Source organism: Nocardia tenerifensis NBRC 101015 (genome assembly GCF_000308715.1).
Classification (GTDB): domain Bacteria; phylum Actinomycetota; class Actinomycetes; order Mycobacteriales; family Mycobacteriaceae; genus Nocardia; species Nocardia tenerifensis.
In genome coordinates this window covers 1-11,851 of the sequence record NZ_BAGH01000551.1, presented here as the reverse complement: position 1 = coordinate 11,851, position 11,851 = coordinate 1, and the positions used below count along the sequence as shown (strand labels likewise).

Below are 11,851 nucleotides of genomic sequence, written 5' to 3'. Positions count from 1 at the left end.
GCATCGGGGGCCACAGGGACGGGAACGGTGAAGAAGCCGAGGCCGAGGACGCTGGCCAGCATGCTGGAGATCCAACCACACCTGATCGTTGGGGCCTTCGTGCAGGGTGAGCCGGGCGGGGTGCTGGCTCGCGACCTCGTGGAACGCGGGCCAGATCCCGCCCGCGACGTGTAGCGGGACCGCGATCGCGATGATCGCGACCGCGATGAGCATCAGCGCGTCCTTCAGATACGAGGTGGCGGCGGTGCCGCGGATGCCGGCGCGCAGCACGAAGGCCGCGGTGAGCACGGTCCCGACGATCTTGCCCCACGTGCCGGAGATGTTGTCGTCGGCGACCAGTCCGATGATCAGCCCGAGCCCGGTGATCTGCAGCTGCAGATACGGCAGCATGAAGATCGCCGAGAAGATCGCGACCAGCGTGCCCAATCGCTTACTGCCGTAACGCTCTTCGAAGAAGTCGGCCTGCGTGAGATAGCCGTGCTCGCGCCCGAGCCGCCACAGCCTCGGCCCGATGAAGTACCAGATGATGCAGGCCAGTGGGACGTACGGGATGGTGTAGGTGGCGGCGACACCACTGGTGAACGCCAGGCCGGCCAGGCCCAGAAAGGTGAAGGTGGTGTAGGTCTCGCCCGCTTGCAGAAACCACAGCGTGAGACCCCCGAAACGTCTTCCGGCAACGGACCATTCGGCGAGATCGACGGCGGGCTTGCGGCGACTGTAGAACCCGACCGCGACGAGGACCACCATGCCCGCCAGCGCGACGGCCAGGGCGGTGCTCACGCCGCTTCCTCCTCGGATCGAACGTCCGTCCGGCGGGTGCGCCGCCACTCGACCGCGGCGAGGGACGGCACGATCGCCAGTGCCCAGAGCGTCGTCCACACCATCATCGCGGGCAGGCCGAACCAGAGTTCGGTGGTGTTGACGAACGGCAGCCAGGGGGTGGCAACCAGTGCCACCGCGGGGATCAACGGCAGCAGCACGACTGCGTCGCGATTGTGGTGCACCGACGGCCTCCAGGGCGACGGGCGGATCGCCGGTTCGGCGCGACCCCCCTGACTGTTACGTGAAACGCACTGTGACAAAACCGGTTTCGTGTTGCCGGGGTTGGTTTCGTGGTTCAGGGTTGCGATGATGCCGTACCCGCCTCGCTTACGCAACCGGCAAATGATTGCTATACGCGATGGTCCGCCCCGTCGCCGTAGCAGCAATGTGCTGGATCGGCGGAGCCCCCGACCGCAGCGGCCATAATCGATATATGGGGCAAGCGCTTCGAGAGTTGGATCCGCGCGCGTCGGCCGCCGCGACGTTCGGTGCGGAGCTGCGTGCGCGCCGGCTGGCCGAGGGCCGCTCGCTTCGCCAACTGGGGCAGTTGGTCCTGGTCAGCCCCGAGCTGCTGGCCAAGGTCGAGAAGGCGCAGCGGTGTCCGCGGCCGGACCTGGTAGAGCGGCTCGATACCGTGCTGGAGACGCGCGGCGAGCTCGCGCGGCTGGCCGCGCCGCTGTTCACCGCCACCGACCGCTCGGCGCCCGACTTGCCGAAGCTGGATCCCGGCAGCGCGGAGATCGAGTTGCGGCGGGTGATCGACGACGTGCGGGCGACCGACCACACGCTCGCGGCGGACCGGCTCGCCGAGCTCATGACGTTCGCGGAAGCGGCTGGCGCGGTGGATGATTCGGGTCTCGCGACCCCGGCGAAGCGGTCGCTGCGCCGCACGCTGGCCGAGGCCGAGCAGCTGGCCGGGTGGATGCTGTTCGATCGAGGCGATCAGGCCGGCGCCGAGCGGATGTTCGCCGACGCCCGGCGCACGGCGCAGCAGGCAGGCGCCGCCGACCTCGTCGCCTACGTGCTCGGGCCGAGCGCGGCGTACGCCAGCATCTGGTGTGGCGACGCCGAATTGGGCGCCGAGCGCGCGTACGGGGCGCTGGCGTGGGCCCGGCGCAGCGGTAACCGCAGGCTGGCGGCGTTCGTGGCCGCGGTGGCCGCCCGCGCGCACGCCCGGCTGGGGGAGGGCGACCTGTGCCGGCAGATGCTCGGCGAATCGGAGTGGGAACTGGACCGGCATGTGGCCGACGGCTCCGATCCCGGCTGGCTGTCGGTATTCGACGAGGCGACCTTGGCCGGGTATCGCGGGCTCTGCCTGCTGGATCTCGGCGAACCGCGCGCGGCCATCGCGGCGTTGGGGCAGCAGGAAGTCGCCACTCCGCCGCAGTTCGTGCGCAACAGCATCATCTGGCGACTCGAATGCGCCCAGGCGCACCTGCGGCTCGGCGAGATCGACACGGCCGGTTCGGAAATCGAGAAGGCGCTCGACTATGCCGAGCCCGGCGCGGTGACCCCGAGGGTCGTGCGGGTGTTCCACGCCGCCGATCTACGGCTGCGCTCGGACCGCAGCGTGCGCGAGCTGGCCACCACCCGCGAGCGACTATGGGGCTTCATCTCGGCGAACGGGTGAAGGGGTAAGTCGCCCAACGAAGTTCGGTTCCCGAGTCGGTCTGGACGACGGTCACGCGCTCACCCTGGTAACGCCCCTCGACGGCCTGGTAGCAACCGGGCGCCTCGATCACGAAGCGGGTCTCGGAGTTCGCCGGATCGGTGACGAGGTGTGCGTGCAGACCGTCGTGGCGCCAGGTGAACACGTGCTCGTCGGCCTCGCACCACCAGCGACCGAGGATCCGCTCGACATCGGCGGGGCACGGCGGCGTCGGTTGCCACGCCGCCTCGGCGGGCGGGTACGCGGCGGCCGCCTGGTCGGTGACGTCGCAGACGAGATCGGTCAGGGTGATGCCGCGCGTGGCGTTGGTGCACGCGGCGACCACGGTGCCCGACGCCCGATCGGTGGTCAGCGCGGCGTGGAAGCCGGGCATGCCGCCGAGATGGCCGGCCAGGACATGATCGGCGCGGCGATCGAGGATCAGCCCGAGCCCCCACCCTCTCGTCCACGATCGAGTGTCGACCATGACCTGCACGGTGTGCATCGCGTTCACCACCGAGGGCGGCACGATTTCCGGTTCGGCGCCGATGAGCGCGTGCCCCCAGCGCAGCAGATCGGTTGGCGTGGACCATAGTTGGCCGATGACCGCGTTGGCCGCCATGTCCATGACCGGTTCCCGGTGGAAGATGTCGATGAACGGATCGCTGCGGTAGCCGACCGCCGCGTCCGGCGGCGGCTGCCAGGTCGTCCGGTGCAAACCCAGTGGCGTCAGCAGTGTTTCGTCGATCAGCTCGGCGCAGGGGCGACCGGTGACGCGTTCGATGACCGCGCCGATCGCGGCGTAGCCGAGATTGGAGTACTGCCATCGTTCGCCGGGCTCGCCGACCATCTCCACGCGCGTAAACGCCTCGTGCAGTTCGGCTTCGGACGGCCCGAGCATGGACGCCCACATGTCGACGGGGACCTCGCGCTGAATGCCGCCGCAGTGCGCGAGCAGCATGCGCAGCGGTACCCGGCCGAACGAGGTCTCAGGCAGATAGTGCTCGACCGGCGCGTCCAGATCGAGGCGCTGCTGGTCGACCAGCAGCAGCGCCAGGGCCGCGGTGAAGGTTTTGGTGATGGATCCGATGCGGTACACGCTGTCGTGGCCGGCGGGAATCCCGTTCTCGACGTCGGCGAACCCTGTCGAGGCCGCGGCGAGGAGCACGTCGTGCTGCGCCACGGCGACCGTCAGGCTGGGTAAACGGTGCGCGCGGCGCAGCCGGGTGACACGGTCGCTGAGCGTCTTCTCGAAATCGGCGTCCATGCTTCCTCCGTTCACCTCCAGCATCGCATGCCGTGCGCACGTAGTGATGCGTACAGATTCGGTTGTACGCATCAACTCCCTTCTGTCCCGGGACTTTTCGGACAAGGCTGGTAGCAGCACCCGTCGCCGGAGGCGATGCGGCCGGTCGGCGCGGGTGTGGCCGCCGGGGAAGCCGCGCACGACCTGAACGTGCCCACGAGACTGGGGCCGGGGCGCGTCGGGTAGGCCGAGGCGTGGTCGGGCTGCCGGCCGATACACCGATGTGAACAGCACGGAGGGGAGATGTCGGTGTATCGGCCGGAGGGGCCGCGCGATGCTCCTACCTCGCCGAGGTCCACGATTCCGCTGCGGCGTGTCCGCCGGTGTGCCATATTCGGCAGATCACGACGAATCGCGCGGGCGGTGCCCGGGATGATGCCGGAGTTCCGCCTGAGCGCTCGCCACGAGGTCCGCGACGAGGGGGCGACGTTCGATGATCGAGCACGCGACCGCCGACTGTGCGGGAGACGCAGGCACGTTCCGCAATCCGTTGCATCCGCAGCCGGATCCCTTCCTGACCTTCTACGAAGGGAACTACTACCTGTCCACCAGTCAGTCCACCGACCAGTGCGGCTGCTTGCGGATGCGGCAGGCCTCGTCGCTGGCCGATCTGGCTGCGGCGGAACCGATTACGGTGTGGCTCGACGACGATCCCTCGCGCAATCAGGACATGTGGGCGCCGTCTTTCCACCTGATCGACGGGCAGTGGTACTTCTATTACACCGCCGGGGACGGCAGCAACAGCGGTCATCGCCTGTACGTTCTGCGGTCGGAGGGCCCGGATCCCTTGGGCCCCTATGAGTTCGCCGGCCTGCTCGGCGCGCCGGACGTGTGGGCGATCGACCCGGAGCTGCTACAGCTCGGCGACCGGCTCTACCTGCTCTGGAGTGGCCCGAACAACCTGCTGCACATCGCGCCGATGAGCGACCCGGTCACGGTGTGCGGGCGCGCGGTGTACCTGCCGTCGGCCGGCGGGTGTCCCGAGGTGCGCGAGGCGCCTGCCACGATCCAGCGCGACGGCACCACCTACCTGGTCTACTCCACCTGCGACACCGGCAAGCCGGACTATCAGCTGTGGATGCACTCGCTGCCGCCGGGCGCCGATCCGCTGGTGCCCGCCAACTGGCGCCAGCACCCGAACGTGTTGTTCACCCGCAACGACGCGGCCGGCGTCTTCGGGCCGGGATCGAACGGTTTCTTCCAGAGCCCGGACGGCACCGAGGACTGGATTGTCTACCACGCCAAGGAGACCGACGAGTACACCTACGAGGAGCGGACCACTCGGGCGCAGCGGTTCACCTGGTGTGCCGACGGCACACCGGATTTCGGCGAACCGCTGTCACTGGACACCGATATCGCTTTGCCCTCCGGCGATCCCGGCAGCGAGACCTCGAGGCAGGCCGATCGGGTGTGAGCGCTTCGTAAACTTCTGCGGGACAGGTTGGTTCAGCTTCCTGCCGGTGCTGTCGCCGAGTTCAGGGTGGGCAGGTAGCCGCGGGCCTGGCCGTCCCTGTCGGGGTGATAGGACTCGACCGGCTCGGCGATGTTCAGCGCGTTGATCCACGGATCCTGCCCGCAGATGCCGTGTCCGGCGAAGCGCGGGACCGGGTTGGCGTAAACGAACCCGGCGGCCTGGGCGCGGGCGGCGATGACCCGGTCGAGTTCGTCGGCCCCGTGGTTGAGGGCGTCGCGCTTGTGCAGGCTGAAGCTCAGCGGGCACGTGGCACGCTCGAACAGCCGCGGGTAACCCAGGACGACGACCTTGGCCTTGGGCGCTCTGGTCTTGATCTCCTTGTAGAGCCCGTCGAGGCGGCCGGGCAATGTGTTGTTGGCGTAGGCGATGCCCTCATTGACCGCCGCGTCGCACTTGGCGTCGCTGGCCGGGAAGATGCAGGAGCTGACGATACGGGCGAAGCCGGCGTCGTTGCCGCCGATGGTGAGGGTGACCAGGCCGACCCGGTCGCTCAGCACCCCCAGCTGACTGTCCCGCACATCCTGGGTGGTGGCGCCGCCGCACGCGGCGAACAAGAACGAGCCCACCGGATGGGATTTCGCCCATAACGCGGGATAAGCGAAGTCACTGCGCAGGCAGGACCCGCTGTCGGGCCGATACTCACTGGTGCCGACGCCCGAGGAGTACGAGTCACCCAGCGCGGCATAGTCGGCGGGTGCGGGTGTCGGCGCGGCAACGGCGACCGCCGCGGGCAGCAGGGCAGTGAAGAGTGCGGCGAGGGTCGCCTGCAACGCACGGGCGCGAATCATCTTGTGCTCCAAAGGGAGGGAACATCAGCGGTGCGAAAGTCGCCCGACACTGCCGTGCCGCACCAGGCGGCCACATACAGTGCCGAGCAACAAACGAGGGATAAGCCACGATACGAACTCCCCGGACTTCCCACCGAACCCCTTGCTCCCCAATGCCTGACATGCGGCAACGCCCAACTGGGGAGCCCGCCCGTGCAGCTCCCGAGAAGCGGGTCAGCGGGAGCGGTGCACGCGGGTTTCGTCCCAGACCGGGGTGTCGTGTTCGTAGACCTCGCCGTCGGAACCGAAGACGAGGAAGCGGTCGAATCCCCGGGCGAACCAGCGGTCATGCGTGACGGCGATGACCGTGCCCGCGAAGGCCGCGATGCCTTGTTCGAGCGCGTCGGCGGAGTGCAGGTCCAGGTTGTCGGTGGGTTCGTCGAGCAAAAGCATGGTCACGCCGGACATCTCGAGCAGCAGGAGCTGTAGCCGGGCCTGCTGACCGCCGGAGAGATCGTCGTAGCGCTGCTCGGCGGCGCGGGCGAGCTCGTATCGGTCGAGCGCTCGGCTGGCGGCCTCACGGCCCATCCCGTCCCGGTGTTCGTTGCCGAGGTGCAGGATCTCCAGCAGTGTTCTGCCCGAAAGGTCTGGCCGCGAATGGGTTTGCGCGAAATAGCCGGGGCGGACCCGGGCGCCGAGCGCGGCGCGGCCGGTGTGCGGCACCGGCGTGAGATCGATGTCCTGGACGGGCCGGTGTTCGATATCGGGGTCGGTGCCGCCCGCCGCGAGCAACCGCAGGAAGTGCGATTTACCGGATCCGTTGGCGCCCAACACCGCAACGCGATCGCCATACCAGATCTCGGCGTCGAACGGCCGCATCAATCCGGTGAGCTCGAGTCGCGTGCACACCAGTGCCCGGCGTCCGGTCCGGCCGCCGCGCAACCGCACGGACACGTGCTGGCGCAACGGCACCGACTCCGGCGGCCCCGCGGCCTCGAACTTGGCCAGCCGGGTCTGCGCGGCGTGATAGCGCGCCGCCATGCCGTCGTTGAACTTGGCTTTCTCCCGCAACCGCAATACCAGCGCGCGTAACTTCGCGTGGTCTTCGTCCCAGCGTCTGCGCAGTTCGGCCAGGCGTGAGTTGCGGTCCTCGCGGGCCTGCTGATAACCGGCGAAGTCGCCGCCGTGAATCCATGCCGTGGCGCCGGTGACGCCGGGCTCGAGGGTCACGATCCTGGTGGCCGCGTTCGCGATCAGCTCACGGTCGTGACTGACGAACAGCACCGACTTGTCCGATTCGGCGATCGTTCGTTCCAGCCACTGCTTGCCGGGCACATCCAGGTAGTTGTCCGGCTCGTCGAGCAGCAGCAGTTCGTCCGGGCCGGCGAACAAGGCCTCCAGGACGACACGTTTCTGCTCGCCTCCGCTGAGGGTGCGCACCGCCCGCCATTTGGCCCTGTCGAACGGGACGCCGAGGGCGGCCATTGTCACCCGGTCCCACAACGTTTCGGCCTCGTATCCGCCGACATCGACCCAGTCCGTGAGCGCGTGGGCGTACGCGAGCTGGGTCGACTGCTCGTCCCGTTCGATCAACGCGTTCTCGGCGGCGTCGAGCGCGGTCGCGGCCGCCCGGACAGCGTCCGGAGCGACCGAGACGAGCAGGTCCCGCACGGTGGAATCGTCATCGACCTGACCGATGAACTGCCGCATGACCCCGAGATTTCCCGACCGGGTGACCGCGCCACCGTCGGGGGTGAGATCACCGGCGACGAGCCTGAGCAGCGTCGTCTTCCCCGTGCCGTTCGGCCCGACCAGCGCGGCCTTGACGCCTTCGCCGATGCGGAAGCCGACCCCGTCGAGCAGCTGTCGCCCGTCGGGGAGGAAGTAGTCGAGATCCGCGATGTCTATGTGCGCCATGGGGCTTGCACCCAACCTTACCCACGCCGCACCCCGCAACCGACTTTCCGCCCGGCGGTCGCGGGCAGGACTCAGTGGGGAAGTATCACGGCGCGGCCGTTGATCTTGCCGTCGTGCAGATGCTGATAGGCGGTCGGCGCGTCGTCGATGGGATAGGTCTCGACGTGAACCGAGACCGCGCCGGCATGAGCGAGGTCGAGGACCTCGATGAGTTCACCGCGGCTGCCCCAGTACGGAGCGGTGACCGCTACCTCGTAGGGCAGCGTGCCGAATCCGACCGGGACGCTGCCGCCGCCGATGCCCACGATGACGAGCTCGGTCTCTATCCCACTGCAGGCAGCGGCGATCGTCACGGTGGGCGCGGCCCCGACGAAATCGAAGACGGCTTCGGCCCCGCGGCCTCCGGTGAGTTCGCGGACGCGCCCCGCGGCGGCGTCGTCGGAGCGGATGGCGTCGTGCGCCCCTACGCTGCGGGCGAGCGCGAGTTTGTCCTCGCTGACATCCAGGGCGATCACGCGCGCCGGAGACAGGACCCGGAGCAACTGGATCGCGACGTGACCGAGCCCGCCCGCGCCGATGACGACCGCGGTCGAGCCGGGCACCAGCTTCGGCAGCGCGCGTTTGACGGCGTGGTAGGGAGTCAAGCCCGCGTCGGTGAGCGGGGCCGTCGTGACGGGGTCGAGGTCGCCGATGGGCACGAGGTGGCGAGGATCGTCGACCAGGAGGTATTCGGCGATAGCCCCGGGAGCGCCGAGCCCGGGCGGGAACAGCTCGAGCTCGGCGGCGCGCAGGCAGTAGTTCTCCTTGCCGACGGCGCATTCGGCACACAGCCCGCAACCCCACGGGCCGTAGACGGCCACCGAGTCACCCACGGCGACGGTGCTGACGCCGTCACCGAGTTCGGCGACGACGCCGACCCCCTCGTGACCGAGCGTCAACGGCAGGGGGAAGCGCAGCTGCTCGGCGGGCAGGCTCATGACGGCGATGTCGGAGTGGCAGACTCCGGCCGCGGTGACCTTCAGCAACACCTGCCCGGGACCCGGAACCGGCTTCGGAATGCGCACCACCTCCGGTGCCTGCCCGACACGGCGGTATTGGACGGCTTTCATCATCTCGCTCACGCTGGACTCCGTTCCGTTCGTTTCGATCGGACGAGCGCTGCCGCAGAAGTTCCTGATGAGAGATCTGTTGCCACCACGAGAATAGCTGGCACGTGCCTATGGCCGACGGCAGGATGCGGTCGCCCCGCCTCGGCTGCCTTCGGTCGACGAGGGCGTCAGTCCTCGCTGTCGCCGTAGTAGTAGTCCGAGCGCGGGTCCGGTCGAGCGTCGGTGCCCGGTGGCCAACGGTGGTAGGCGCCGGAGTTCACGTCGTAGTACTCGCCGTCGAAGTCGCGGGGATGGGAGACGTGGGTCTTGTTCATCAGGTCGATGATGTTGTAGGTCATATTGATCGACGGACTCTTGAACGAGGCCGCCCAGCGGTAGGTGCAGTTCCGGAACGACGCGAAACGATCGCGCATCGCCGGACTGCTGCCGTTGACGGTGTTGTCGTCGTCGCGCGGGCCGATCTCGTCGGTGCCGTAGACCTTTCCGTCATGGGTGAACAGGAACGGCAGCCTGCCGTCGGCGGGAAAGACGAACCAGGCCAACGAGGTCGGGTAGCTGTTCCAGCCCGTCGCGTGGAAATGCGTGACGAAACTGAAGGTGCCCTCGACGTACAGGGTGAGTTCGGCCCAGCCGCGCGCCGCGGTCGAGTCGTCGGTGTTGACATCGATGTGCAGGCGGATCGGTTCCACCTGTCCCTCGGCCCGCACCCCGGCCACCCGCGCGACCGCGGCGATCCGGCCACCGGGCGTGAAGTCCTCGCTGCCCAGGCTCAGCCAGTCTGCCCACCCCGCCCCGACGGTCCACCATTTCGTCCGCACGTTCTTGTCGGACCCGATGGCGAACAGATCGATGTTCCCGGGATCGCGACTGGTCGCGGCGATATGCGCGCCCTTGGGGAACTCGCCGCCGAGGCTGAGCCAGTTGTCGGCGACCCCCGACCACCCGCCGCCGTCCACCCACCAGCTCGTGTAGACCTGGCCGTCGTTGCCGACGACGAACAGGTCCAGGTGGTGCCGGTCGCGCGCGATCGCGGTGATCGTCGCGCCGGGCGGGAAGAAGCCGCCCAGGCTCGTCCAGCGATTGCCGCTGCTTCCGCCGCCGCCGGCGCCCGACCCACCCCAGCTGCCGGGGCGCGGCAGGCCCGACCATTCGCTGCCCTCGTACCACCAGCTGGTGTAGACGCGGCCGTCGTCGCCGACCACGAACAGATCGATATTGCCCGAAAAGCGGGTTGTCGCAGCGACTTTCCCGTGCGGGCGGCCGTTGCCGCCGAGATCGCGCCAGCGGTCGCCCAGGCCGGTCCACGCGCTGCCTGCCGTCCACGCGCAGGTGTAGATGTGGCCGTCGTTGCCGATGACGAACAGGTCCAGGTGATCCTGTGCTCGGGCCAGCGCCGTCACCGGTGCGCCCGCGGGGAACACGCCGCCGAGGTCTTGCCAGTCCGACCAGCGGGCGCCCTCGGACCACCACGAGGTGTACACATGTCCGTCGTCGCGTGCGGCGAAGACGTCGAGATTGCCCGGGGTGCGGGCAGTCGCCGAAATCAGTGCGCCACTGGGGAATCCGGTTCCGATCCGCTCCCAGTGCTGGTCGGGGAAGCTCAGCGATGCCCAGCCCTGGCCCATCCGATAGCGATCGGTGAACACCTCACCGGCCTTCGAAATGCCGAACGCGTCGACGATCTCGGGTGCGCGGCTGATCAAGGTCACCGACCCGTTCTGCGGGCCCGCCGTGTAGAACCAGTCGAAACCCACACTGGACCAGGCTCTTCCGAGTGACCACCAGGCCATGGACACCCCCGCCCAGTGCGGTACGAAGACGTCGATGTGCTGGTCGTGCGGGTAGAAGAACGGCACACTGTAGGCGGCGCTGCCCGTCACATCATGGCGCTGCGCGTCGAAACACGTTCCGCCGTCGCCGAATACGAGCCTTTGGCAGCGATGACAGTACCGCCAACCCTCCTGCGCGCCCGGCCACACGTTATCCATGGGCACCGCGTACAGTCCGCTCCCCGCGAATCCGTGCGGCCCGCCGCCCACGCACACTCCCGTATTGAAACCGCTGTACGCCAACCCTTTACAGCGATCGCAACGCTTCCACCGATCCTGCGTCCCCGACGGCGGCCCATCACCCATCCCGAATTTCTCCCACACCAAACTGCTCGTGTGGAACACGCTGTAATAACCACTGTCGAGAAACGTATGCACCTGCCCGTCGAAACACGCACCCCCACCGTCCCCCTCCCACACCAGCCCCCGGCACCGCCCGCAATACCGCCACTGCTGCTCCAAAGGCCACTCCGCCATCCCCGCCTCCTACCCAACGCACACCGGGTTCGGTCGCCACCGCCAGTATCAGCGCCGACCCCGACCCCCGGGCACAAAACGCGCTGACTAGGCCACACTTCCCGCCGTCCGGGCTTCTGCCTATGCCGAGACGTGCATACGACGCTGCACCCTGCCGAGGATCGGCGCGCCCGCGGCTATCAGCTCCCCATCAAGCACCAGATCACGGCCCACACTGATCTCCAGCAGACTGACGGCCACCTCCGGATAGGCGGTGGTGATCTCGCGTTTGTTCCGGCTCCAGACTGGCCGACGCCGTCCTGGATGCGTGAAATCCTACGTACACCATCGCGTTTCAGCTCCTCAGCCCAGCCCCGGGAGGTGCTGGCGGACGCCCTGCGCTGGACAGTATCAGTGCTGGCACCGGCAGCTCCATTGGCAAAGCATACGGTCAGTTAATACCGATCGGTTCGCGGAGGGAGTGCCTCGCGGTGTGCGGGCCGTACCGTGCGTGCGGCTGAGC

Annotated in this window: 9 protein-coding genes; 2 read left to right on the top strand and 7 right to left on the bottom strand. The window is 68.4% G+C overall.

Translation table 11 applies throughout. The annotated features are described in order from the left end of the window. On the bottom strand, positions 1-780 hold a 780-nt coding region (locus tag ON39_RS36265; RefSeq protein ID WP_373283763.1), incomplete at its 3' end, for a sodium:solute symporter family protein. Next, entirely contained in the window at positions 777-1,004 is a 228-nt protein-coding gene (locus ON39_RS36260; protein ID WP_063713433.1) for a hypothetical protein, read from the bottom strand. The genes ON39_RS36265 and ON39_RS36260, both read right to left, overlap by 4 nt. Positions 1,005-1,255: 251 nt before the next feature. Here ON39_RS36260 and ON39_RS36255 point away from each other — a divergent pair, with 251 nt between their 5' ends. Beyond that, entirely contained in the window at positions 1,256-2,452 is a 1,197-nt protein-coding gene (locus tag ON39_RS36255; protein WP_169335945.1) for a helix-turn-helix domain-containing protein, read from the top strand. On the opposite strand, the gene ON39_RS36250 is transcribed toward ON39_RS36255, so the two are convergent. Beyond that, positions 2,433-3,737: a serine hydrolase domain-containing protein gene (locus ON39_RS36250; protein ID WP_157195580.1), complete on the bottom strand. Its 1,305-nt coding sequence runs from the start codon at positions 3,735-3,737 to the stop codon at positions 2,433-2,435. The two genes, ON39_RS36255 and ON39_RS36250, sit on opposite strands and share 20 nt — an antisense overlap. Before the next feature lie 472 nt (positions 3,738-4,209). On the opposite strand from ON39_RS36250, the gene ON39_RS36245 reads away from it, so the two are divergent. Beyond that, the gene (locus ON39_RS36245) at positions 4,210-5,190 is read left to right on the top strand and encodes a glycoside hydrolase family 43 protein (protein WP_051187542.1); all 981 of its coding nucleotides are present in this window, start codon (positions 4,210-4,212) and stop codon (positions 5,188-5,190) included. Between the two features lie 32 nt (positions 5,191-5,222). On the opposite strand, the gene ON39_RS36240 is transcribed toward ON39_RS36245, so the two are convergent. From ON39_RS36240 to ON39_RS36225, 4 genes are all read right to left on the bottom strand, one after another. After that, the gene (locus ON39_RS36240; RefSeq protein WP_040740909.1) at positions 5,223-6,038 is read right to left on the bottom strand and encodes an SGNH/GDSL hydrolase family protein; all 816 of its coding nucleotides are present in this window, start codon (positions 6,036-6,038) and stop codon (positions 5,223-5,225) included. 213 nt (positions 6,039-6,251) lie between these two features. After that, complete coding sequence (locus ON39_RS36235) at positions 6,252-7,934, bottom strand: ATP-binding cassette domain-containing protein (RefSeq protein WP_040740906.1); 1,683 nt, start codon at positions 7,932-7,934, stop codon at positions 6,252-6,254. Positions 7,935-8,005: 71 nt separating this feature from the next. After that, positions 8,006-9,043 carry an NAD(P)-dependent alcohol dehydrogenase gene (locus ON39_RS36230; RefSeq protein WP_040740908.1) on the bottom strand — a complete coding sequence of 346 codons (1,038 nt, stop codon included), beginning with the start codon at positions 9,041-9,043 and terminating at the stop codon, positions 8,006-8,008. Between the two features lie 167 nt (positions 9,044-9,210). Then, positions 9,211-11,031: a PLL family lectin gene (locus ON39_RS36225; RefSeq protein WP_146251023.1), complete on the bottom strand. Its 1,821-nt coding sequence runs from the start codon at positions 11,029-11,031 to the stop codon at positions 9,211-9,213. Positions 11,032-11,851: the final 820 nt, after the last annotated feature.